The organism is Xanthomonas maliensis, assembly GCF_009192945.1.
GTDB classification, from domain to species: domain Bacteria; phylum Pseudomonadota; class Gammaproteobacteria; order Xanthomonadales; family Xanthomonadaceae; genus Xanthomonas; species Xanthomonas maliensis.
This window is the reverse complement of record NZ_NSET01000014.1, coordinates 1-22,925: the sequence shown is the minus strand read 5'-3', so window position 1 is coordinate 22,925 and position 22,925 is coordinate 1. Positions and strand designations below refer to the sequence as shown.

The following is a 22,925-nucleotide window of genomic DNA, read 5'->3' as shown; positions in this document are numbered from 1 at the left end:
AAAGTCGCGTGCAAGCCGCCACGGCTGCAAACGTCAATTTTCCGGCGATTTGCATGCGAAAGTTATCGGCTACCATGACCGGCCTTTTGCACGGATCTCTCGCCTCATGCAGCCCCGCCCCATGCTACGCGACCGCTGGATCTGGGCGATCGCGGGGAGCCTGATGACTGCCACCTTGGCAGCGGAACTGGTCACGCCGCTGGGCTATGCCGTGTGGTTGACGTACTTCGTCGCCGTCGGCGTCACCGTGTTCCAGAGCCGCCCGCAAGCGCCGTTGGTCGCCGGGGTGATGTCGTGCGTGCTGTTGGCGATCGGCTTCCAGCTGGCCCCGCCCAGCACCAATTCCAGTTTCTCTTCGATCAACCGCACCATCGGCGGCATCTCGTTCCTGGCGATGGCATTGGTGGTGATGCAGGCGATCCGTGCGCGCCGCCAGGCCGAGCTGGCGCTGTGGCTGCAGCGCGCAGAAAACAGCGTGGAAGCCAGCCTGCGTGGCGACCAGAGCCCGGAAGGGCTGGCCGATGCCGCTGTACGCGCACTGTGCGAGGTCCTCGATGCGCATGTCGGCGCGCTCTACCGGGTGGATGGCGATCGCCTGCGCCTGACCGGCGGCACGTCGTTGCCCAGCGACCTGCCGCGCGAGCTGCCGATCCATGCCGGTCAGTTGGGCGAAACGCTGCAGCAAGCCACGGTGCGTCGCGTCGTCGGCGTGGATGCCGGCCATCTGCAGATCGCCTCGGCGCTCGGGCGGACCGACTGCGGCGAGCTCTGGCTGGCACCGATCACCGTCGATGGCCGCATCACCGGCATCGTCGAAATGGGACGGGTCGCCCCGCGCGATGCAAGCGACGCACGCGCGGGCGAATTGCTGGCACGTTGCAGCGAAAATATTGGGGTGGCCCTGCGCACCGCGCTGCTGCGCGACCAGTTGGTCACCTTGCTGGAAGAGACCCAGCGCCAGAGCGAGGAACTGCAGACCCAGCAGGAGGAACTGCGGGTGGCCAACGAGGAACTGGAAGAACAGAGCCGCAGCCTGCAGCAATCGCAGGCCGATCTGGAGCAGCAGCAAGCCGAGCTCGAGCAGACCAATGTGCAACTGGAAGAGCGCACGCAGGCGCTGGAAGCGCAAAAGCAGGCCCTGTTGGTTGCGCAGGCGCAGCTGGTCCGCAACAGCAACGAGTTGTCGGCCGCCTCGCGCTACAAATCCGAGTTCCTGGCCAACATGTCGCATGAACTGCGCACCCCGCTCAACAGCGCGCTGATCCTGGCCAAACTGCTGGTCGACAACAAGGAAGGCACGCTGAGCGCCGAGCAAGTGAAGTATGCGCAGGCGATCCATTCGTCCAACAACGACCTGCTGGCCTTGATCAACGACATTCTCGACCTATCGCGGATCGAGGCCGGCCATGTGGAACTGGCCGACGACACCGTGGCGACCACCACGGTGTTGCAGCGCCTGCGCGAGACGTTCGAGCCGTTGACGCGGCAGAAGGGGCTGGAGCTGGACATCTCAGCGACCGCCGATGCGCCGGACAACCTGGTGGTGGACAGCCAACGACTGCAACAGATCCTCAAGAACCTGCTGGCCAACGCGATCAAGTTCACCGAGCACGGCAAGGTGAGCCTGACGGTGCGTACGCCGCATGCCGGACGCGTGCGCTTCGAGGTCTGCGATACCGGCATCGGCATTGCGCGCGAGCAACGCGAGATCATCTTCGAGGCATTCCGGCAGGCCGATGGCAGCACACGCCGGCGCTACGGCGGCACCGGTCTGGGACTGTCGATCTCGCGCGACCTCGCCTTGCGCATGGGCGGCTCGATCGAGGTCGACAGCGAACCGGGCCGCGGCAGCTGCTTCGCGCTCGACCTGCCCATCGACGGCGCCCCGACCGAGACCGAAACCGTCTCTCCCGCCATCCCGACGCCAGCGCCGATACCTGCCGCGCGCGCGCCAGTAGCGCTGCCCTCCTTGCAGGCAACCGCGCCGGTGGCGATCGCTCCGAGCGCAGTCCCAGCCGTGCGCGCCGACGATGATCGCGACCAACGCAAGCGTCCAGGCCGCCTGATCCTCGCCGTCGAGGACGAGGCACGCTTCGCACAGGCACTGGTCGATGTCGCGCATGAACTGGATTTCGATTGCGTGGTCGCGCCCAATGCCGAAGAGGCGCTGGCGCTGGCGGCCGAACTGCGCCCCAGCGGCATCCTGCTGGACATCGGCCTGCCCGACGCCTCCGGCCTGAGTGTGCTGGAACGGCTCAAGCGCGACCCCGCCACGCGCCACATTCCGGTCCACGTAGTGTCGGCACTGGAGCGTAGCCAGGTGGCGCTGGAGCTGGGCGCGGTGGGCTATCTGATCAAGCCTGCCACGCGCGAACTGCTGGTCGGCGCGATCCGCCAGCTGGAAGAGACCAACGCGCGCGCACTGCGTCGCCTGCTGATCGTCGAGGACGACAGCGCGCTGCGCGCCAACCTGGAACTGCTGCTGGCGCGCGATCAACTGGAGATCGTCGCCGTGGGCAGCATCGCCGAGGCGATGGAGCAATTGGGCAGCTCGACCTTCGACTGCATGGTCACCGACCTGGCCCTGCCCGATGGCAGCGGATACGACCTGCTAGAGCGCATGGCCGGCAACGACGCGGTGGCCTTCCCCCCAGTCATCGTCTACACCGGCCGCGCGCTCACCCGCGACGAGGAGCAGCGCCTGCGCCGCTACTCCAAGAGCATCATCATCAAGGGCGTGCGCTCGCCCGAGCGTCTGCTCGACGAGGTGACGCTGTTCCTGCACAGCGTCGAAGCCTCGCTGCCCAGCGACCAGCAACGCCTGCTGCGCGAAGCGCGGCGGCGCGACGCGGTGCTGGACGGCGCCACCGTGCTGTTGGCCGAGGACGACGTGCGCAATATCTTTGCCCTGTCCAGCGTGCTGGAACCGCTGGGAGTGACGCTGGAGATCGCCCGCAACGGCCGCGAAGCCCTGCAGCGCCTGGCCGAGCGCGAGGTGGACCTGGTGCTGATGGACATCATGATGCCGGAGATGGATGGCCTGACCGCGATGCGCGAGATCCGTGCTCAGCGTCAGTGGCAGGATCTACCGATCATTGCGCTGACCGCCAAGGCCATGGCCGACGATCGCGAACACTGCCTGGAAGCGGGCGCCAACGACTACATCGCCAAGCCCATCGACGTGGACAAGCTGGTGTCGCTGTGCCGGGTCTGGTGCTCGCGGCAATGACACCGGGCGAGCTGTTCGATCTGGAGCTGCGGGTGCTGCTGGAGGCGATCTACCAGCGCTACCACTACGACTTCCGCGACTATGCGGTGTCGTCGTTGCGTCGGCGCATGCGCCATGCGATGGCGCGCTTCGATTGCACGCGCGTGGCCGACCTGCAGCACCGGCTGCTGCACGAGCCGGACGCCTTCGCACAGGCGATGCAATTCTTCACCGTGCAGGTCTCGGAGATGTTCCGCGACCCGCCCTACTTCCGCGTGCTGCGCGAACATGCGGTCCCGGTGCTGCGCACTTACCCGTCGATCAAGGTCTGGGTCGCTGGCTGCAGCACTGGCGAGGAAGTCTGGTCGCTGGCCATCCTGCTGCACGAGGAGGACCTGCTGGAGAAAGCGGTGATCTACGCCACCGACATCAATCCCGAAGCGCTGGCCACCGCAGAAGCCGGCGCCTACGGCATCGACCGCATCGCCCAGTTCAGTCGCAACTACCTCGATGCCGGCGGCCGCGGCTCGCTGTCGGATTACTACACCACTGCCTACGATGGTGCGGTGTTCGACCGCCGCCTCAAACGCAATATCGTCTTCGCCGACCACAGTCTGGCCACCGACACCGTGTTCTCCGAGGTCCATCTGGTGTCCTGCCGCAATGTGCTGATCTACTTCAAACGTGCGCTGCAGGATCGCGCGGTCGGCCTGTTTCGCGACGCACTGGTCCACCGCGGCTTCCTCGGGCTGGGTAGCAAGGAGTCGCTGCAATTCGGCGCACATGCGCAGGCCTTCGAAACCTGTGTGCGCGAACAGCGGCTGTACCGGAAGGCCGCATGAGCGAGCGCACGCCATCTCATGCACTGCCGCAGGCCATCGTCATCGGCGCGTCTGCCGGTGGCGTCAAGGCCTTGCAGGCGCTGCTATCCAGTCTGCCGGCCCAGCTGCCGATGGCAGTGCTGGTGGTGCTGCATCTGCCGCGCGACCGTCCCAGCCAGATCGCCGAGCTGCTCGATGCACGCTGCGCGCTGCCGGTCCGCGAAGCCGAGGACAAACAGCCACTGTTGCCTGGCACGGTGACCATTGCGCCACCCGACTACCACCTGCTGGTGGAAGATCGCAGCAGCCTCGCCTTGTCGATGGATCCGCCGATCGTATTTTCCCGCCCGGCGATCGATCCGCTGTTCGAATCGGCCGCCGATGTGTTCGGCCAGCGCTTGCTCGCCATCCTGCTCACCGGTGCCAGCAGCGACGGCAGTGCCGGGGTGGCCGCGGTGCGCCACGCCGGCGGCACCGCCTGGATCCAGCGTCCCGACGATGCCGATGCCCCCTTGATGCCCGCCTCTGCCCTCGCCCACGCCGGCGCCGACGCGGTGTTGACCCTGCAGGCGATCTGCAGCCGACTGGAAGCCTTCCATCCATGAACCTCACCGCGACCGGCCTCGCTCCCCACACCGACGATGCTGCCAAGATCCTGATCGTCGACGACGTGCCGCAGAACCTGGTGGCCATGGAGGCCCTGCTCAGCCGCGAAGGCATCCAGGTGCTGTGCGCCAGTTCCGGCGCGCAAGCGTTGGAATTGCTACTCGACCACGAGGTCGCGCTGGCGCTGCTGGACGTGCACATGCCGGAGATGGACGGCTTCTCGCTGGCCGAATTGATGCGCGGCTCACAACGCAGCCGCCATGTCCCGATCATTTTCCTCACCGCCTCGCCGAACGATCCGATGCGCGCGTTCCAGGGTTACGAAAGCGGCGCGGTCGATTTCCTGCACAAGCCGATCGAGCCACAGGTGATCCTGGGCAAGGTCAATGTCTTCATCGAGTTGTATCGGCAACGCCGTCTGCTCAAGGCGCGCAACGCGTCGCTGGAACATGCGCTCAAGCTCAACGAGACGATGATGGCCGTGCTGACCCACGACCTGCGCACGCCGCTGTCGGTGATCCTGCTGTGCGCCGACAAGCTCGGCATGGACGTGGATCCGAACAGCCCAGCGGCGCACACCCTGGACCACCTGGAAAACAGCGCACGGCGTATGGCGCGAATGGTCGAGCAATTGCTGGACTTTTCGCGGTTGCGTACCGATGGACTGCCGATGCAGTTCGGCCCCTGCGATTTCGGCCAGGTCGTGCACAGCGTGGTCGGCGAAGTGGCGCAGGCCAACCCGCATACGCCGATCCAACTGCAGACCGACGGCAACCTGGACGGTGATGGCGATGGCGATCGCCTGGCGCAGGTGGTCTCCAACCTGGTTGGCAATGCGGTATTGCACGGCGACCGCAAGCCGGTCCACGTCCACCTGGACGGAACCGAGAAGGACACGCTACGGCTATCCGTGCGCAATGCCGGCTATATTCCGGACAACCTGATGCCGCGCCTGTTCGAACCGTTCAAGGCCAGTTTCCACGCCAGCCAGGGGCTCGGGTTGGGGCTGTTCATCGCCGACCAGTTCGTCAAGGCACATGGCGGCACCCTGCAGGCGCGCAACGAGGACGGCGATGTCGTGTTCGAGGCCAGACTGCGCCGGCATAACCTGGCGGCCTAAATCGCGCAGGCCGACGCGCGCGGCGGCGCGAGGTAAGCTGCTGGACGGCAACGGCGCGCATGAGTAGCGAGCCCATCCGTTGGCGATCATTCGATCGCGATCGTTGTCGTGCACATTCTTTGCAACCCATGTCGATTTCCGCACGGTGCGTTCGTCGTCACCGACAAACGCACGCCGTGCGTCCACCCGAGGAGGCTGCCATGTCGTATGTCGATGGATTTGTGATTGCCGTGCCCACCGCCAACAAGGCGCAATTCCTTGCGCATGCCCGCGAGGGCGATGCGCTGATCGTGCAATACGGGGCGTTGCGGGTGGTGGAGTGCTGGGGCGATGACGTGCCGCAGGGACAGCAGACCGACTTCATGCGTGCCGTCCAGGCCGGACCGGACGAGACCGTGGTGTTCTCCTGGATCGAATGGCCGGACAAGGCCACCCGCGATGCCGGCATGCAAAAGATGATGGACGACCCCCGCATGGACCAGGAAAACAACCCCATGCCCTTCGATGGCAAGCGAATGATCTTCGGTGGCTTCGTCCCGCTGCTGACCTTGCCGGGCTGATCGCTCCGGCAGCGTCGACCAACGATCAACCAAGCAGCCGAGACTGCCTCCCGCCGCATCGATCGACGCGGCAGAGCGTTCCAAGGTCGGTGATCGAGACGCCGCTGCATCGCGACGTGCCTCCCAGGCACAGGACGCCGGCAAGATCGGCGCCACTGCGCTTGCGCCAGCGGCGCGTGCCCCCATGTTGACGATCAGCGCAGCCGGCCATCGCCTGCGCGCGTGAAGCCCATCGTCCAGGAGATCGCTGCATGACCGACGCCCCCCTGTTGGTGGCCTGCCCCGCCTGCGCGGCAATCAATCGCCTGGCGCCTGCACGCTTGCACGATGCGCCCAACTGCGGCCAATGCCATGCCGCCCTGTTTCAGCGCGCGCCGGTGGTCCTGACCGACGCCGATTTCGACAAGCATGCGGTGCGCAGCGATCTGCCGCTGGTGGTGGATTTCTGGGCACCCTGGTGCGGCCCCTGCCGGACCATGGCGCCGCAGTTCGCCGCTGCTGCCGCCAGCCTCGAGCCACAGGTGCGGCTGGGCAAGGTCGACACCGACCAATACCCGATCCTGGGCAACCGCTTCGGCATCCGCAGCATTCCCACCCTGCTGGTCATCCGCAACGGCCGCGAACTCGGCCGTCACTCCGGTGCGGTCGGCACCGCGCAGATCGTTGCATGGGTCCGCGCGGTACTGGGCTCGGGATAGTCCCGCCGCGACCGGTCCGCCTCCGCCGCAGTAGCCACTGCAGCGGAGACGGATGGCAGTCTTACTGCCAGTTGACGTTGAGCGACACGCCGACGATGCGCGGCTCGTTGTACACCGCTGCCATATAGTTCTCGATCACGCCCTTGACGTTCTTCTCATTGGTGATGTTGCGCGCGAAGGCCGCCACTTCCCAGGCGCCGTAGCCCCCGGTGTAACCGAGCTTGAGGCCGCCCTCGAAGTTGCCGTTGGAGCGGAATTCGGTCGAGTCGTACAGCACGAAACTGGTTTCGCCCTGCTTGTTCCAGTCGGTGGACACGAAGAAGGCGCCGTCGTTACCCATCGGGATGTCGTAGCGCGCGGCCAGGTTGAGGTTGTACTTGGGCGCGTTCGGCAAAGGGTTGCCGTCGATCTGCGCAAAGGTGTTGGCGCCGACGCGGATGGTGGGATCGTTGACCGTGCACACCACCACGCCATTGAGGCCGCAGACCTGCGCATAGACGCGATCGTCGCGAATTTCGCTGTGCAACAGGCTCAGGCCGGCGGTCAGCGACAGATTGGAGACCGGGCGCCAATCCAGATCGGCTTCCAGGCCGTACGCCTTGGCCTTGTCGGCATTGAACAGCACGCCGTTGCCGTTGGAGTCGTTGCCGTTGAGCTGGATATCGTCGACGGTGTAAGTGAAGCCGCTGACATTCAGGCGCAGACGGTTCTCGAACAGGCTGCTCTTGATGCCGGCTTCCCAGGACAGGATGGTTTCCGAATCGGCAGTGGTGAAATCGGAGTTGAACACCGCACTACGGCCCTGGATGGTCGGGCCGCGGAAGCCGCGCGCCACGCGCGCATACACGCTCAGCCGGGGATCGATTTCATACATCGCGCTCAGATCCCAACTCGGCTGGGTATCGGACATGCGCACATCCCGACGGCCGCGGTAGGTCACCACGCCGGCCGCGGTATCGGCGGTTTTCAGCAGGCGCGTTTCCTTGCTGTCCTTGGTCTGGCGGATGCCAGCCGTCAGCGTCAGCGCATCGGTCGCCTTGTAGCTGAGCTGACCGAAGCCGGCCCACGAGGTATTGCTGTTGCGCAGGCGTACCCAGTTGTTCGGATTGCGCGCGGCCGTCTGCAGGAAGTAGGCGCGCTGATAGAAATCAGTGGTATCGCGGCCATCGAAGTAGAACGCGCCCACTTGCCACTGCAGGGCTGCCTCGCCCTCGCTGGCCAGGCGCAACTCCTGCGTATATTGGCCCAGGTCGCGGATCTGGCCCATCGACTCGCCGTAGCCGTTCGGCACGCCATTGACCGGGAAATTCGCCGCCGCGCCACCATCGGTGTCGCCGCGGCTATAGCCAGAGGTGGTCTCGTAGGCGCTGATCGAGGTCAACGAGACGCCACCGAAGTCGTAGACCGCCTTGATCGAACCGCCATCGGTGCGATAGGCCTGCGGATTGTCTTGCGCTTCGTCGTAGGCCACACGGTCGCGCGGCACGTCCACCTTGTCGCTGCCCCGCTGCACTGCGTTGCGCAGGAACAACGTCGAGGTGCCGTCGTAATCGCGGGTATGCGCCGAGGCCAGCAGCGAGAACGCATCATTGGGCTTGAGCAGCAACTGCAGGCGCGCGTTGCGGTCGTTATAGCCGCCCATCGCATTCTTGCGTGGGGTCCGCGTGCCATCGTCGCTGGGGCCAGCAAAGGTGTTGTCCACCCAGTCGTCGCGGTGCTGGTACAAGGTGGAGATACGGAAGGACAGCACATCGTTGATCGGGCCGCCAAAGCCACCGTCCAGCGAGATGGTGTTGTAGCTGCCGTAGCTGGCGTTGACGCGGCCGGTATAGGTGTCGCTGGGCTTGACGCTATCGAACTTGACGATGCCGGCGGTGGTGTTGCGGCCGAACAAGGTTCCCTGCGGGCCACGCAGCACTTCGACCTGATCCAGGTCGTAGACCGGGTTGGACTTCAGCACCACATGTTCCAGCACCACATCGTCCTGGATGATGGACACCGGTTGCGATGCGCCCAGGTAGAAATCGATGTTGCCCAGGCCACGGATGTAGAACCGCGGAAAGATGCGGCCGGTGGTGGTTTCGGCATAGAAGCTGGGCACCCGACCGGACAGGGCCAGCAGGGTGTCGTCGCCGCCGGCGGTGTACTCGCGCAGCGCCTCGCCCTGCATCACGCCAACCGACACCGGCACTTCCTGCAGGTTCTGCTCGCGGCGCTCTGCGGTCACGGTGACGGTATCCAGCGCGGTCGGGCTGCCCTCGGCCGGCGCCTGCTGGGCCGCGGCACTGGCCGCCAGCGACGTCAGCAACAGCCCGGCGCAGGCGCGCGCCAGCGGCGTATGGCGCGCGCCCGCACGAAGGCGTGCGGAGAGCTGGCACAGGCCGGAGACGGAGGTAGGAGCAGCGAGCGAGTACAGCGACATGCAGTCGAATCCTTGAAGTAGTGCGCGCAGTGGGTCCGTCCGGCATGCGCAAGCCTTAGGAGGCGCGGTCGTCGCGCCGCGCGCACGATATGTCAGGAATGTTGCCGTGGCATGGCAGTCGTAGTCTGCAGTCAGCTGCGCACGCACGGATACGGGCGCGCGCAACCGTGACCACATTGGTCGCGCACGAGGCAGCGGCGGCGACCGCGTACTGTCGCGCCGGTGGGCCGCCGAGGCTGCGCGTTCAGTGGTGGCGGGAACCTGCGTTATCCAGCATCTGCCCGACGGTATTCAACAAGTCGTGCAGACTGAAAGGCTTGGGCAACAGCGCCATGCCCTCGGCCAGGAACTCCTGGCGGATGGCCGCGTTTTCGGCGTAGCCGGTGATGAACAGGATGGGCAAGGCGGGATACATCGCCCGTGCGAGATCGGCCATGTCGCGCCCGTTCATGCCGGGCAAGCCGACATCGGACACGATCAGATCGAACCCCGTGTCATCGCGCAGGTGCGCCAGCGCCGCATCGGCGGTGTCGGCCTCGATCACCTGATAACCGGCATCGCCGAGCACCTCGCTGACCATCATGCGGACGACATCGGTATCGTCCACCAACAAGATGCGCTCGGATCGCTGCCGCGCAGGTTGCGCGGCCGCTGCCGGCGGTAGCTCGACAGCCGTCAGCCCGCGCGGCAGCAACAACGCCACCGTGGTCCCTTGGCCAAGCGTGCTTTTGATGCGGGCAATGCCACCGGACTGGCGCGCGAACCCGTAGGTCATCGACAACCCCAGACCTGTCCCTTCGCCGATTGGTTTGGTGGTGAAGAACGGTTCGAAGACCTGGTCGAGAATCGCCGGCTCGATCCCGCTGCCATCGTCGATCACGTTCAGCGCCACGTAGTCGCCATCGTCCAGCTCCGGGTCGTCGCGCACCTGCAGCGCCTCGCTCCGAATGCAGATCGTGCCACGTCCCTTGAGCGCGTCGCGGGCATTGATCACCAGATTGAGCACCACGTTCTCGAACTGGTTGGCATCGGCGATCGCAACGAACGGCTGCTGCGACACGTCCAGCTTCAGCACGATGTTCTCGCTGATCGAACGGCGTAGCATGTCCTCCAGCGAGCGCACGCGGGCATTGACGTCGAAGGGTTGCGCATCCAGCGACTGCTTGCGCGCGAAGGCCAGCATGCGTTGGGTCAGGGCCGCGGCGCGGTGGGCCGAGCCGGTGGCGATCTCGGCTAGGCGGGGCACCCGCTCGATGCGGTCGGAGGCCACCGCCAGCTGGATCATGTCCAGGCCGGAGATGATGCTGGTCAACAGGTTGTTGAAGTCGTGCGCGATGCCGCCGGTGAGTTTGCCCAGTGCCTCCATCTTCTGCGCCTGCAGCAACTGGATCTCGGTGCGTCGTCGCTCGGCGATCTGATGCGCCAACTCGGACGTCGCGGTATCCAGCTCCTGTTGTTGTTCGCGCTCGCGTAGCCGTTGCTCGGTCACATCCTCCACGATCAGCAAGCCCAGGTCCGGCTCGCGATACGGCGACAGCCGCCACTCGGTCTCGCGGACCACGCCATGGCGCTCCACCTGCAAGATACCGGTCCAGCGTTCGCGGCGCGCCAGCGCGGCGCGCAGCTCCGCCACCACCTCCTGCTGCCCGACACCGATCAATGCCTCGGCCGGGCTAGCGTCGCCAAGCAGGCGCTGGAACGCCGTATTGGCATCTTGCGGTTGCAAATTGGCATCGACCACCGCGATCGGCACCCGCACATGCTCGAAGATCTCGCGAAAGCGCGCCTCGCTGACCCGCAGAGCTTCCTCGGCGTGACGCGCGCGCAGCAAGGTCCGTAGCGTGGCCACCAGGACGTTGGGGTCCACTGGATGGATCAGATAGGCATCGGCGCCGGCATCCAGGCCGGTGATCATGTCGCCAGTGGCGATCGAGGCGGCAGAGACGTGCACCACCGGCAACAACGCGGTGCGCGGCTCGGCACGTAGCGTACGGACCAGGTCGAATCCACTCATGTCCGGTAGATTGACGTCCAGCACCACGGCTGCGAACGCTGTCGCCTGCAGCCGTAACAGCCCATCGCCGCCGGTGCCTGCTTCCTCGACCAGGAACTGATGATGTTCGAGCACACGACGCACCGAATAACGCGTCACTGCGTTGTCGTCGACCACCAGAATGCGCTGCTTACTGCCCAAATGCGTCCTCCGCTGCCAGCGTCAACGGCAGCACCACGAAAAACTCCGATCCCTGGCCGACGATGCTGTTGAGGCCGACTCGACCGCCCAGCAACTCGGCGAAGCGCTTGCAGATCGACAATCCCAGCCCGGTGCCGGTCAAGCGTTTCTGCAGCGGCGAATCCACCTGTATAAAATCCTCGAACAAGGTCTCGTGAAGTTCCGGCGCGATGCCGATCCCGGTGTCCTGCACGCTGAAGCGGACGTGGCCGGCATCCTCCAGTTGCGCATACACCCGCACCTGGCCCTGTGGGGTGAATTTGAGCGCGTTGGAAATGAAGTTGCGCAGGATCTGCGCCAGCTTCTTGTCGTCGGTATAGAGCATCGGCAACGGCGGCGGATCTTCAAACACCAAGGTGGTGGTACCGATGTCGGTCAGCGGACGGAACATGCCGCGCAAGGCGGAAAACAGATCCATCAGATCGAACCACGCCGGCGAAATGGTGATGCGACCGGCTTCGATCTTGGCCAGATCCAGCAGGTCGTCGACCATCTCGGTCAACTCGCGCGCCGAGGCGCTGACGAAGCGCACCTGACGCGCCTGTTCCTCGTTCAACGGCCCATCCATGCCGTCTTCAAGCAGGCGGGTAATGCTGAGGATCGAGCTGAGCGGGGTGCGGAACTCGTGACTCATGTACGACAGGAAACGACTCTTGAGCTCGGACACCGCGCGCAGTTGCTCGGCCTGCTGGTCGAGCTCGGCATACAGCGCCAGCACGCCCTGATTGGTTTCCTCCAGCTCTTCGCGCAACGCCTGGTTGTGCTCGCGCAGCGCTGCCAACTCGGCCGACTCGCCCGCGCCCGGATCGTGGCTTGCAGTCATTGCAGGTCTCCCAGCCGCATGACAAAGACGCCGCAGTCATCGCGGCCACGTTGATGATCGCGCAATAGCACGGCTGCGATGATGCGCGGATGGCGGGCAAGCAGGCCGGCGTGATCGCGCAGGTTCCAGCGCGACTGCAAGCCGTCGCTGTGCAGCACAAGCAGGCGCCCCCGCGCATCCCGCAGGTCGCCGGCGACCGTCTTGCGGAACTGCACCCCGACGATCCCCGGATGCGACATCAGGCTGCGTACGCCCTCGCCATCGCACAAGGCCGCGGTGATGTTACCCACCCCTGCAAAGCGCAGTTGGCCGCTGTCGGCATCGAAGCAACCGACAGCGACCGCGCCGCCGCGGGTGCCGGACATGCTGGCGTGCAGCCGCGTCAGCCGTTCGCCTGGCTCACCGCTGGCGAGCGCTGCCGCCTGCACGCCAGCGTCCGCCGCTGCAGCCGCTGCGGGGCCGTGTCCCAAGCCATCGATCATGGTCGCGGTCACTTGCGTGCCGACGATTTGCAGATGCCAGGCGTCGCCGCACTCCAGCTCATGTTGCAACGGAATGCGCAGGGCGCCATAGGGCAAGTCCCTGCCAGCGCCGTTGCCAGCGCCGTTGGCGGCATACATCCTCGCCAGCACTACCGCGCCGGCGGCATCGGAATACGCATCCAGCACGTCGGCCTGGCGCTGGACCGTGCCCAGCCCGATGCCCGGCGTGGTGCCGGTGGAATAGCCATCGGCCAGGCAACGGGCCAGGTCGAATCCGGGCCCGGCATCGATCGTGCAGACCTCGACCCCCACGCCCTCTCGACCGGCGGTCAGCGCGAGCTGGACATGGCCGCCACCGCCGTGGGTGAGCACGTTGGTCGACAGCTCGGTGGCCACCAACGCGACGCGGCCGCAATCGTCCTCGTCGAAACCATTGCCTTGCGCCAGCGCCAGCGCGTGCCGACGGACCTGGCCGACCTGGGTGGTTTCCTCCACGCGGATGACCTGGGTGACCGCGCCGGCGAAACTCACTTCCATTTGGTGATCGTGATCCGCGTGCCGCGACCGGCCGCGCTATCGAGCACGAATTCGTCCACCAGCCGGCGGCTACCCGACAACCCCAGGCCGAGCCCGTTGCCGGAGGTCCAGCCATCGGTCAATGCCAGATCGAGATCGGGGATGCCCGGTCCTTCGTCGCGGAAGGTCAACTGCACGCCCTTGCGCGCGCCGCTTTCCACGAGCGCCCACTCCATGTCCCCGCCGCCGCCATAGATCACCGCGTTGCGCGCCAACTCGCTGGCGGCGGTGACCAGCTTGGTCTGGTCGACCAGGCGCAATCCGCACTGCACGACCAACTTGCGCACGGTCTGCCGCGCCAGAACGACGTCCTGTTCGCTGCGGACCGGCTGCGATCCCGAAATAGCACTCATCACGCCTCGCGTTCGGGTTGTTGCAGCAGGCGCATGCCGCGTTCGACGTCCAACGCCGTGCGGACCGAGGGTAAGGTCAGACCGAGCTCCACCAGGGTGATCGCCACTGCCGGCTGCATGCCGACCACCACCGTGCGCGCCCCCATGACCGCGGCGAGGCCGGAGATCGTACTGATCATGCGGCCGATGAAGGAATCGACGATGTCCAGCGCCGAAATATCGATCAACACGCCACGCGCCGAGGTTGCCGCGATCTTGTCGGCCAGGTCCTCCTGCAGCGTCAGCGCCAGCTGGTCATGCATATCCACCTGGATGGTCACCAGCAGCAACTGGCCCATGCGCAAGATCGGGATGCGTTCCATCTCATTGCGCCTTGCCGACCGTCACGCCGGTCCGCTTGAGCGCCAACGCCAGCGCATCGGCGAGATTGGCCTTGGTGACGATGCCCTGCAGGTCCAATCCCAGATGCACGATGGTCTGGGCGATCTGCGGACGCACGCCGCTGATGATGGCGTCGGCGCCCATCAGGCGGATCGCGGTCACCGTCTTGAGCAGGTGCTGAGCCACCAGGGTATCGACGGTCGGCACGCCGGTGATATCGATGATGGCGATCTCCGAGCCAGTATCGACGATCCGCTGCAGCAAGGATTCCATCACCACCTGGGTGCGCTGCGAATCCAGCGTACCGATCATCGGCAAGGCCAGCACGCCATCCCACAGCTTCACGACGGGCGTGGACAGCTCCAGCATTTCTTCCTGCTGACGGACAATGATGTCCTCGCGGGTCTTCTGGAACGCCTTGACGGTCTGCAGGCCCAACTGATCCAGCAGCTCCGACAAGGCCCACAGCTGATGGCCGAGCGCTTCGGGGGCGCTGGCGTATTCGCGCTGCACCAGATCGAACAGCGGCCGCTTCAGCGAGAAGATGAAGTTGGCGGTTTCCTGTGAGTCGAACCCGCGCATGGCGCGGTCGCGTGACAGCTGTTCGAGGAAACGCCGCGCTTCGCTCCACTCGGCACTGTCAAGGCTGCCGCCACCATCCTTGAGCGACGCGGCCAGCAGGCGCAGGAACTCTGCCCCCTGGCTCTGAAGCTCCTGCCGCGACAGGCGGGCATCGTTCGCATTGGACTCCAGCCAAACCGCCAACAACGCGTCTTCCTGGCCCCGAATCGCATCGATCGTGCGCTGTTGCAATGCCACCATGGATCACCTGCCTCAAGAAGAAGAGCGAGAAGCGGCGGGCTGGACTGCGCCTGACTGGCCGCGGCGTCCCCCTACGCCGAGGCGCAGCAGAGTAAAGCAATTCAGAACCGCCAACCAGCGGCCATATGGTCGCGATCGGCAACCGCCCAGTCCCGGCTTGCCAGCTGTGGGCCGCGACGACCGTGAACCGGGCCACGGGCCGACAACGGCAGCGCGGAAACTAGCGCCAGCGCCTTACGCTTCACGGGTAGCGCGCCCCGCTCGCCTATGCGCTCGGCGACCGGCCCAAGCCAGTCGCGACCTGCGGTTGCGGCCGGTGGCGCACGCCATGCGCCGCCGGCACGCCGGGGCGTCTACCCCATCGTGCCTGACTTCAGGGATGGTCGGCAGCGTAAGAGTCCAGTGTCGAGTCCACACCCCCGTCCGGAATCTCGCAATCTCCGCGCCACCCGCAGAATCGCTACGCTGACACGGCGGCAGCTGGGTCGACCGCCTGGAATGATCGGCGGTCGCACGACATCCTGGCGCTGGCTGCCGATGAGTAACGACGTCCTTGCAGATGATCGGCAGCCGCTGGTGCCGGCACGGTCCAATGCCTGATCAAGCCCGCGCTGCAACATCGCGGCGCGTGTTTGCCCAACGCGCGGTTGTCGGCAGCCTGCCTGGCCTCATGCCGCAAGCTGCGGCGCGACCGTGCCATCCTGGTCATCAGGTCAGCGGCCATGCTCACCACCACAGCTGCCGGAAAGCACACGGCCTGCGGCTAGGCAAAGCGCCCCAACCGGGTGCTTGCTGCGTAAACTCACGCGGTATTGGCGGCAGCAACCCGCCGCGAGCATCGCCGGCAGGCCGCAACCGACCGGCCGCCCCACAGGGGCCACCGGCCGGTGCCTCCCCCCAGCGCTCAGCGCTGCAGGGTTTCCATCGGTGCCTCATTGAAGTGCTGCCGGTAGCCCTTGGCCAGTGCCGAACGACTGCCTACGCCCCAGCGGCTGGCGGCCTGCAGCACGCTGCCGCAACCACCATCGGCCAACAGCTCATCGCGAATGCCCTGCATGCGATAGCGGCGCAGGACCTGGGTCGGCGACAACCCGGTCGCCGACTTGAACGCCTGCTGCAACGCACGTCCGGTCACGCCGATCTGCGCCGCCACCTCATTGATCGACAGATCGGAGCGATGCGCATTGGCGATCATGTAAGCGTAGGCACGCCGATACTTGGCCGGCAGGCGTGCGGAAATATCGTCGCTGACGTTGGCCGGTGCTTCGCCCTCCAGCAGGCGCGGCGCCTGGACTTCACTGCGCAGGCATTGCACCGCACCCAACGCATAGCGGTTGTACAGCAACAGCGCCTGCTCGGTACGACCCAATGCCTGGCTGATCTTGGCCTGGCAATACTCGAACTCCAGATTCCAGCGCGGCGCATGATGGCGACCGGCACCTGCCAGTGCGCGCTCGGCCAGATCGGCCCGGCCGACCGCCAAGGCCGCCAGCGCCAGCTCCACCTGCGTGTCCTGCCGCGCGCACGGCGGGCAACCGGTGGCCGCCGACGGCAACGCATCGATCTGCGCATCGAAGCCGAACGTGTCGCCACCGGCAATGCGCAGTAGATTGCGGACGTGCCGCAAGCGCTGCGCCAGGATCGGCATGCTCTCGGACAGATCGGCGATACAGGCGCGCAGTTCGGCGGGCTCGAACGAGAACGCCGCGTCTTCCTGTCGCAATGCGGCTTGCCAGAACACATGGTCGCTCATGCGCTCGGCGCGACGGATCCGCAACTGGGCGATCAGATCCAGGCGCATCGCGGTCGCCACGCGAATCCAGTCGGTCGCGCCTTGCTCCAGCTCCGCCAACTTCTCGTGTGCACGCTCCAGCGTCTGCAGCGCCAAGGTGCTCTGACCGAGATGGAAATGGGTCAAGGCCTTCCCGAGCAGACTTTCGCCGGCCAAGCAGGCAGGCGTCTCACGATCCATCGCAAGTTGAGCGAAGCAGTTCAACGCCGCACTGAGACGACGCTGGCTCAGCGTCAACCAAGCGGTGTTTCGGCAAGACAACAAGCGCAATTGACGTTGATGCCCGCGTGCGGCCTTCAACGCCAGCCGATAGGCATCCTCCGCCTCTTCCTGATACTCCAACACCAGCAAGGCATCGGCGCTGGCGCCGAGCAGGCGAAGCTCATCGCCGGGATCCTCTGCATCGGCGTGTCCGTCGCGCCGCTGTTGCAGATGTTGAAGGCCTTGCGGCCACGCACCAACCAGCATCCTGCTCGTATAGATGGGAAAACGATCCGCGGCCGAAAGCGCGGAAATCGCTGCAAAGTAGGTGGAAAGGATCATGCCGAACTCTCTCGAAGGGGGAACAAGCAAAAACATCAAAGACGCCGTGATGCACGCGCAACCGATTGTAGGCAGCGGCTGCCATGGAAATTCCCTCTCGACACCACCTAGAAATTCAAAAATCCTCACTCTGGCGAGAAAGTGCGAACTGGGCGCCACGTGCACGCACGGCATTGCTTGCATGTCTGCTGACGTAGGCTTAGGTGCAACCACGCATGTCGCACTGGTCGCACATCTAGGGACTTACCCAGCCGCTTGGCGATGGCGGCAGCTGCCGCAGGAGGGCTGCATGCGCGGCGCAATTTCCATCCTGCCCCTGGATTGTTACCGCTAACGCATCATCTTGGCGAATAAGAATCGAACCACGCCATGACACGAATCGACACAATCTGACGCATATCGACACGAACGCGCATTATTTAAAATTGGTATAGACCTGTCCTGCATATCTAAACCGGACGGTCCACCCAAATAGCCCTTGCTCACACCGGCCTGTAATACGCCTATCCGCAGGGCATCCATGTTATAGCGGTAATAGCTCAGCAGATTTAGATGACCGCGCGCTAAAGCAAGCACGGCAACAGGCATGAAAATAACGCCGTACGATGAAACTTTCGGCCGTTCCAATGGTACATACCAATCAGCTGGTAACCTTCCCTTCCGCAGCCATTCCTTCGCCATGTCCCCGAACACCTCATCGACGGTCTCGTGCCCTCCGGCGTCCTCGCAGCTGCCACGGCCCCGCGCCGCGGCCGCCAACGGGCAGGCTCGCTGATGTACGCGGACGTGCCGCACGAGACGGCGATGGTGCTGACCCGCGACGCACGACTGGCCTCGCAGATCAATGCGAGCCTCGCATCGCTGGCCTGCCGGGTTGGCGTCTATTCCGATGAACTGGAGTTACTGCGCTGCCTGCGCCATTCGACCTGCGACATCCTGATCTTCGACGCGTCCTGCGTCACCGCCAGCGAAAGTTCGTTGCTGGCGTGGCAACGCTGCCATTGCGGCCATCCCACACCGCTGATCGTGCTCGGCCGCTTCGACTGTGCCGATGCGATCATGGCGTGGTATGCGGCCGGCGCGAGCGATGTCATCAGCCTGCCGTTCAATGCGCACGAGTTGCATGTGCGCACCAGCATGGCGATGACACCGCGCATGCCGACGGCCGTCGACGCATCACAGATCGTGGCACTGGGCCCATATCGGTTGGTTCGCGAGGAAAACACCGTCTACCTGCACGACGAACCGATTGTGCTGACCGCACGCGAGTTTTCCATCGCCTGGCTGCTGTTCTCCAATCCAAGCACCTGCTTCCGCCGCTGCCAACTCGCCAAGGCGGTATGGGGCAGCCATACCGAATTCACCGACCGCACCATCGAGCAGCACATCTACAAGCTGCGCAAGAAGCTGCAACTGAGCAATCAGGATGGCCCGGTGCGCATCCGCACCGTTTATTCGCACGGCTACAAGCTGGAACTGGCGAATCCCGATGCAGTCGCACCGGCCCACCCCAGGACGATGGCATTCGGCTGACGCATTGCGTCGCACGGCACCGGATCCGCGCAGCGACCAAATCTCGGCGCTAAAAACGACGACGGCGCCGGGATCAACCGGCGCCGTCGTCGCCATGCTGGTGCAAGACGCTTATTGCTTGGGATCTTCGCCGTAGGCATTCGGCCCCGACGTTCCTTCCAGACACATGAAGACCAGCACGATCAAGCCGCCAACGTAAGGCACCAGGTTGATCAGCCAGAACCAGCCCGACTTGCCCTGATCATGGAAGCGACGCACCTGCACCGCGATGCTGGGGACGATCAGTGCCAGCACAAACAGCATCAGCACCGCAAAGAGCGCCCAAGCCAGCGGGCCCGGCCCCTGCTCACCGCCCATTGCCGCGGCGACGGCAAACAACCCGCCGAGCACGACCATGACGATGAACTGCATCAACGCGAACATCCAGTATTCCTTGCGCCGCGAACGACCGTTGAAGTCGGCATAGCGCTTGAGTGGCAACAACATCCATTCCATTTGCAGTCTCCCATGACTTGCGATTGACGTCGGTGTGATCCGCTGCGCCTGGCAGCGGCGCGCATGGTGACACAGCCGAGCCGTTCAGAAAACGTTTTCGTTTCAGCCCGGTCTGTGTCAGCCCCAAGCCCATGCGAGCGGATGGTTCAGGCCAAGGCCGGCCAACCATCTGCGGCGGCGGCATCGGGTGGAGCCTGCTGGCCGCGCTCCTTCTACTTATAGGGACGGCCACACTTGCGGCCCAGAGGCGGCCCTGGCCCTGCCAAACACGCGCGGCATCCCCTCCCGCCGCAGGGCGACAACGTCAGAGTTAGGGGGGGCGGGAACCAGGCCCCCTCCCACAGCCGAGAATGGCCGAACGGCGCGGCCGCAGGCCGGGCGCTACGGCCATCGAGTCGTTGCGTTGCAGGAAGCGCCGACCATGGAAGGGCTGCGTCCCTCTTCGAGGCAAAGCCATGCGGGTCCCGTCGCCGATAGGGAGCCGTGCTAGCGACCGATCTTGCCGATTCGCTGCGGGGATTCCCCTCGCCGCGTGCACCAGCATTCCGCCGGGATCGCCACCTTGCCGCCGGCGGGACGTGCTGGCAAGTCGCTAGCGGCTACCGGCCGCTCGGCTACGCGTGCCGGATCGGCAGATGCTGGGCCAAACGATGGCGTTTTCCCGCCAATCAACTCCCGCACCCACCTGGGCGCGCCCTTGGGTTCAATCCGCCGCCGCTTCCAAGGCCTGGCTCAGCCGTTCCACCGCCACGATGTCCATCCCCTTGATGCTGGCAGTCTTGGGCGCATTGGCCTTGGGCACGATGGCACGCTTGAAACCATGGGTGGCCGCCTCCTTCAGGCGATCCTCGCCATTGGGTACCGGCCGGATCTCGCCGGACAGACCCACCTCACCGAAGGCGATCGTCTTGTCCGGCAGCGGGCGATCGCGCAACGAGGACAGTACCGCCAGCAGCACCGGCAGGTCGGCGGCGGTCTCCTGCACACGGATGCCACCGACCACGTTGACGAACACGTCCTGGTCGCCGACCACCACCCCACCGTGGCGATGCAGCACTGCCAGCAGCATCGCCAGCCGGTTCTGCTCCAGGCCAACGGCGACGCGCCGGGGATTGGACAGCGGCGAGGCATCGACAAGCGCTTGGACCTCCACCATCAGGGGACGGGTGCCTTCGCGGGTCACCATGACGCAACTGCCGGGCTGGCGCGTACTGCCGCCGGACAGGAAGATCGCCGATGGATTGGAGACTTCCTTCAAGCCCTTTTCGCCCATTGCGAACACGCCCAGCTCGTTGACCGCGCCGAAGCGGTTCTTGAAGGCGCGCAGCAGGCGGAAGCGGCTACCGCTTTCGCCTTCAAAATACAGCACCGCATCGACCATGTGTTCGAGCACGCGCGGCCCGGCGATGCCGCCTTCCTTGGTGACATGGCCGACCAGGAAGACTGCGGTTCCGGTCTCCTTGGCATAGCGGACCAGGCGCGCGGCGCTTTCGCGCACCTGGCTGACCGAACCGGGGGCGGCGGTCAGCGACTCGGTCCACAGCGTCTGCACCGAGTCGGCCACGATCAGCTTGGGCCGCGCCCCGCTGGCATGCTGCAGGATGTGCTCGATCCCGGTTTCGGCCAAGGCATTCAAGCCGTCCAGCGGCAGATCCAGTCGAACGGCGCGGCCGGCGACCTGGGCCAGCGATTCCTCGCCGGTCACGTACAGCACCGGCAGGCTGCCGGCCATGCTCGCCAGCGCCTGCAGCAACAGCGTCGACTTGCCGATGCCGGGATCGCCGCCGATCAGCACCACCGCCCCCTCGACCAGCCCGCCACCCAGCACCCGATCGAATTCGCCGATCCCGGTGGACACGCGCAGCTGCTCGGTCTGCTGCACATCCTTGAGCGCGGTGATGCGCGGCGTCTCCGCCTTACCGGCCCAACCACTGCGCCGCGACGCCGCCGGCGACACCTTGCCGCCAGGGCTGGCGCTTTCGAGCACGATCTCGCTCAGCGCATTCCAGGCGCCGCACTCGGTGCATTGCCCCTGCCACTTGGTGTATTCGGCACCGCATTCGCCGCACACATAGGCCGTCTTCGCCTTCGCCATCGTCTTCTTGCCGTTGCTTCCGAAGCCAAAGCATAGCGGGCGCAGGTCTCAGGTACCGAGACGGTTCAGCGTGGGGGCGGGCAAGCGGCTTAGGCCTTACCCGCAGCGGAGAGTGCTCCCCATAATAGATCGGAAATGTATTCAGCATTGACGATCGACTCATCGCTTTCCATGGCAACAACGTACTGACCATCTCCACCACCGACCATGATGGAAAGGCCATCCACAGAAAAGGAAATCAAGGTTCGATCCCCACCATTCATTCGCCTTACAGCGTCCAGACACTGATCGAGGCTTTCAACATCAAAATCAAAAATCTTTGCAAAAGCGCCTTGGCGCACCTCTTCGATAGCTTTAATCATATTACCCCGCACATGGAGCATTAAATTTCCTGGTGCAAGAAGGAGTATGCACAATGATGGGAGACGACCTCGCTTGCCTAGAAAATCTACGACCTCGATCTCATTATTAACCGTGCTCTGGAGCGAATAAAATGTCATTAGCAAGCATTCCGCACTGACTAGCAGTCTTGATTTCTCACTCCTGAATTTCATTTCCTCACTAAAGCTTTATTCCATCTTCAGCAGTTCTCGTGCCCGTTGCATTTCGTACTCAACCACCTCTTCCTTGCCTTCTAAATCGACAGACAAAGCCTTATGCAAATGAACGTCACCAGCGGAAGCGTCCCCTTCACTGTGCAAGCAATCCCCCAGCACCACCAGCGCCTTTACAAGGCTAACAGGATCACTGGAAGTTTCCGCCTCTGCGATAGCATCTTGCAATTGCTGCTTTGCTGCTTCGAAGTCACCCCTATCCAATAAAAGCAGCGCCTTATTTACTAAATTTTTTGCTCGCATACTCATTTTCTGCACCCATATTTCTTTGCAAAGTTTCTTGAAGACCTAGGAACGTTATGAGCCCTCATCTGCGATCCAATAAACGACTGAAGGTCTCGTCTTGAGAATGAGGGATTAGACGCAAACCAATCTTTCCATTGACGATTCCAGCCATTATCATGCAGAGCAGCATGCGTTGCATGCGGAATTATTGCTATTTGACGATGAATGTAATTTTCGGGATCCTTAACACCTGCAGAACGAAGCTGAGCAATGAAATTTTTGATCTTTCATCATAGCCTGAGGAATAAGGTGATGCTCCCGCATTGATGCAGGACCATATCGTGCCCGCCACTCAGGAGTTGCTCTTGACATACCCCCTGAAGTCTCGCGCAGCAAGTCGTCGTAGGCGAAGCGGTGGTCGTACAAACCGCCGTCGCCCCAGCTGTGGACCACGCGCCACTGCGAGTCGTAGTCATAATAGAACGACAGGCCGACCCGGTCGGTGCGTAAGCTCCCCCGTCAA

General features: G+C 64.4%; 20 protein-coding genes. 7 read left to right on the top strand and 13 right to left on the bottom strand.

Annotated features, from left to right (window positions below; all coding sequences use genetic code 11):
* Positions 1–106: 106 nt before the first annotated feature.
* The 6 genes from CKY51_RS03905 (at position 107) to trxC (ending at position 7,013) form a co-directional block, all read left to right on the top strand.
* Complete coding sequence (locus tag CKY51_RS03905; RefSeq protein ID WP_031340291.1) at positions 107–3,229, top strand: response regulator; 3,123 nt, start codon at positions 107–109, stop codon at positions 3,227–3,229.
* Entirely contained in the window at positions 3,202–4,050 is an 849-nt protein-coding gene (locus CKY51_RS03900) for a CheR family methyltransferase (protein ID WP_022973314.1), read from the top strand. The genes CKY51_RS03905 and CKY51_RS03900 overlap by 28 nt, the downstream gene beginning before the upstream one ends.
* Positions 4,047–4,634, top strand: a complete 588-nt coding sequence (locus CKY51_RS03895; protein WP_022973313.1) for a chemotaxis protein CheB — start codon at positions 4,047–4,049, stop codon at positions 4,632–4,634. Before CKY51_RS03900 ends, CKY51_RS03895 begins: the two co-directional genes overlap by 4 nt.
* On the top strand, positions 4,631–5,755 hold the full coding sequence (locus tag CKY51_RS03890; protein WP_022973312.1) for a hybrid sensor histidine kinase/response regulator: 1,125 nt from the start codon (positions 4,631–4,633) through the stop codon (positions 5,753–5,755). Before CKY51_RS03895 ends, CKY51_RS03890 begins: the two co-directional genes overlap by 4 nt.
* Positions 5,756–5,955: 200 nt before the next feature.
* The gene (locus CKY51_RS03885) at positions 5,956–6,315 is read left to right on the top strand and encodes a DUF1428 domain-containing protein (RefSeq protein ID WP_022973311.1); all 360 of its coding nucleotides are present in this window, start codon (positions 5,956–5,958) and stop codon (positions 6,313–6,315) included.
* Positions 6,316–6,566: 251 nt separating this feature from the next.
* Positions 6,567–7,013 (top strand): thioredoxin TrxC, encoded by a 447-nt coding sequence (trxC, locus tag CKY51_RS03880; RefSeq protein WP_022973310.1) that lies wholly within the window; start codon positions 6,567–6,569, stop codon positions 7,011–7,013.
* A gap of 61 nt (positions 7,014–7,074) precedes the next feature.
* Here trxC and CKY51_RS03875 read toward each other — a convergent pair whose 3' ends face one another.
* From CKY51_RS03875 to CKY51_RS03835, 9 genes are all read right to left on the bottom strand, one after another.
* A complete protein-coding gene (locus tag CKY51_RS03875; protein ID WP_152248914.1) occupies positions 7,075–9,435 on the bottom strand; it encodes a TonB-dependent receptor in 2,361 nt (786 codons plus the stop codon).
* 244 nt (positions 9,436–9,679) lie between these two features.
* Positions 9,680–11,629: a response regulator gene (locus CKY51_RS03870; protein ID WP_022973308.1), complete on the bottom strand. Its 1,950-nt coding sequence runs from the start codon at positions 11,627–11,629 to the stop codon at positions 9,680–9,682.
* Entirely contained in the window at positions 11,619–12,491 is an 873-nt protein-coding gene (locus CKY51_RS03865) for a sensor histidine kinase (RefSeq protein WP_152248913.1), read from the bottom strand. Before CKY51_RS03865 ends, CKY51_RS03870 begins: the two co-directional genes overlap by 11 nt.
* Complete coding sequence (locus CKY51_RS03860) at positions 12,488–13,510, bottom strand: ATP-binding protein (RefSeq protein ID WP_022973305.1); 1,023 nt, start codon at positions 13,508–13,510, stop codon at positions 12,488–12,490. The genes CKY51_RS03865 and CKY51_RS03860 overlap by 4 nt, the downstream gene beginning before the upstream one ends.
* Positions 13,501–13,902, bottom strand: coding sequence for an anti-sigma regulatory factor (locus tag CKY51_RS03855; RefSeq protein WP_022973304.1), 402 nt, complete (start codon positions 13,900–13,902; stop codon positions 13,501–13,503). The genes CKY51_RS03860 and CKY51_RS03855 overlap by 10 nt, the downstream gene beginning before the upstream one ends.
* The gene (locus CKY51_RS03850; RefSeq protein WP_022973303.1) at positions 13,902–14,264 is read right to left on the bottom strand and encodes an STAS domain-containing protein; all 363 of its coding nucleotides are present in this window, start codon (positions 14,262–14,264) and stop codon (positions 13,902–13,904) included. Before CKY51_RS03850 ends, CKY51_RS03855 begins: the two co-directional genes overlap by 1 nt.
* A gap of 1 nt (position 14,265) precedes the next feature.
* Positions 14,266–15,105: an STAS domain-containing protein gene (locus CKY51_RS03845; protein WP_152248912.1), complete on the bottom strand. Its 840-nt coding sequence runs from the start codon at positions 15,103–15,105 to the stop codon at positions 14,266–14,268.
* A 904-nt stretch (positions 15,106–16,009) separates the two neighbouring features.
* Positions 16,010–17,365, bottom strand: coding sequence for a helix-turn-helix transcriptional regulator (locus tag CKY51_RS03840; RefSeq protein ID WP_031340285.1), 1,356 nt, complete (start codon positions 17,363–17,365; stop codon positions 16,010–16,012).
* 405 nt (positions 17,366–17,770) lie between these two features.
* Positions 17,771–18,121 carry a hypothetical protein gene (locus tag CKY51_RS03835; protein WP_152248910.1) on the bottom strand — a complete coding sequence of 117 codons (351 nt, stop codon included), beginning with the start codon at positions 18,119–18,121 and terminating at the stop codon, positions 17,771–17,773.
* Positions 18,122–18,214: 93 nt separating this feature from the next.
* Between CKY51_RS03835 and CKY51_RS03830 the strand changes: the two genes are divergently transcribed.
* Positions 18,215–18,973: a response regulator transcription factor gene (locus tag CKY51_RS03830; protein ID WP_022973300.1), complete on the top strand. Its 759-nt coding sequence runs from the start codon at positions 18,215–18,217 to the stop codon at positions 18,971–18,973.
* A gap of 111 nt (positions 18,974–19,084) precedes the next feature.
* Here CKY51_RS03830 and CKY51_RS03825 read toward each other — a convergent pair whose 3' ends face one another.
* The 4 genes from CKY51_RS03825 to CKY51_RS03810 form a co-directional block, all read right to left on the bottom strand.
* Positions 19,085–19,468 carry a DUF805 domain-containing protein gene (locus CKY51_RS03825; protein ID WP_022973299.1) on the bottom strand — a complete coding sequence of 128 codons (384 nt, stop codon included), beginning with the start codon at positions 19,466–19,468 and terminating at the stop codon, positions 19,085–19,087.
* Between the two features lie 703 nt (positions 19,469–20,171).
* Positions 20,172–21,563 carry a DNA repair protein RadA gene (gene radA, locus CKY51_RS03820; RefSeq protein ID WP_022973298.1) on the bottom strand — a complete coding sequence of 464 codons (1,392 nt, stop codon included), beginning with the start codon at positions 21,561–21,563 and terminating at the stop codon, positions 20,172–20,174.
* A gap of 89 nt (positions 21,564–21,652) precedes the next feature.
* Positions 21,653–22,063 carry a hypothetical protein gene (locus tag CKY51_RS03815; RefSeq protein WP_152248909.1) on the bottom strand — a complete coding sequence of 137 codons (411 nt, stop codon included), beginning with the start codon at positions 22,061–22,063 and terminating at the stop codon, positions 21,653–21,655.
* 69 nt (positions 22,064–22,132) lie between these two features.
* A complete protein-coding gene (locus tag CKY51_RS03810; RefSeq protein WP_152248908.1) occupies positions 22,133–22,426 on the bottom strand; it encodes a hypothetical protein in 294 nt (97 codons plus the stop codon).
* Positions 22,427–22,925 lie beyond the last annotated feature (499 nt).

Coding starts and splice junctions, on each gene's coding strand:
- CKY51_RS03905 (WP_031340291.1), top strand. CDS start 107: ATGCAGCCCCGCCCCATGCTACGCGACCGCTGGATCTGGGCGATCGCG.
- CKY51_RS03895 (WP_022973313.1), top strand. CDS start 4,047: ATGAGCGAGCGCACGCCATCTCATGCACTGCCGCAGGCCATCGTCATC.
- CKY51_RS03890 (WP_022973312.1), top strand. CDS start 4,631: ATGAACCTCACCGCGACCGGCCTCGCTCCCCACACCGACGATGCTGCC.
- CKY51_RS03885 (WP_022973311.1), top strand. CDS start 5,956: ATGTCGTATGTCGATGGATTTGTGATTGCCGTGCCCACCGCCAACAAG.
- trxC (WP_022973310.1), top strand. CDS start 6,567: ATGACCGACGCCCCCCTGTTGGTGGCCTGCCCCGCCTGCGCGGCAATC.
- CKY51_RS03875 (WP_152248914.1), bottom strand. CDS start 9,435: ATGTCGCTGTACTCGCTCGCTGCTCCTACCTCCGTCTCCGGCCTGTGC.
- CKY51_RS03865 (WP_152248913.1), bottom strand. CDS start 12,491: ATGACTGCAAGCCACGATCCGGGCGCGGGCGAGTCGGCCGAGTTGGCA.
- CKY51_RS03860 (WP_022973305.1), bottom strand. CDS start 13,510: ATGGAAGTGAGTTTCGCCGGCGCGGTCACCCAGGTCATCCGCGTGGAG.
- CKY51_RS03855 (WP_022973304.1), bottom strand. CDS start 13,902: ATGAGTGCTATTTCGGGATCGCAGCCGGTCCGCAGCGAACAGGACGTC.
- CKY51_RS03850 (WP_022973303.1), bottom strand. CDS start 14,264: ATGGAACGCATCCCGATCTTGCGCATGGGCCAGTTGCTGCTGGTGACC.
- CKY51_RS03845 (WP_152248912.1), bottom strand. CDS start 15,105: ATGGTGGCATTGCAACAGCGCACGATCGATGCGATTCGGGGCCAGGAA.
- CKY51_RS03840 (WP_031340285.1), bottom strand. CDS start 17,365: ATGCTGGTTGGTGCGTGGCCGCAAGGCCTTCAACATCTGCAACAGCGG.
- CKY51_RS03835 (WP_152248910.1), bottom strand. CDS start 18,121: ATGGCGAAGGAATGGCTGCGGAAGGGAAGGTTACCAGCTGATTGGTAT.
- CKY51_RS03830 (WP_022973300.1), top strand. CDS start 18,215: ATGTACGCGGACGTGCCGCACGAGACGGCGATGGTGCTGACCCGCGAC.
- CKY51_RS03825 (WP_022973299.1), bottom strand. CDS start 19,468: ATGGAATGGATGTTGTTGCCACTCAAGCGCTATGCCGACTTCAACGGT.
- radA (WP_022973298.1), bottom strand. CDS start 21,563: ATGGCGAAGGCGAAGACGGCCTATGTGTGCGGCGAATGCGGTGCCGAA.
- CKY51_RS03815 (WP_152248909.1), bottom strand. CDS start 22,063: ATGACATTTTATTCGCTCCAGAGCACGGTTAATAATGAGATCGAGGTC.
- CKY51_RS03810 (WP_152248908.1), bottom strand. CDS start 22,426: ATGAGTATGCGAGCAAAAAATTTAGTAAATAAGGCGCTGCTTTTATTG.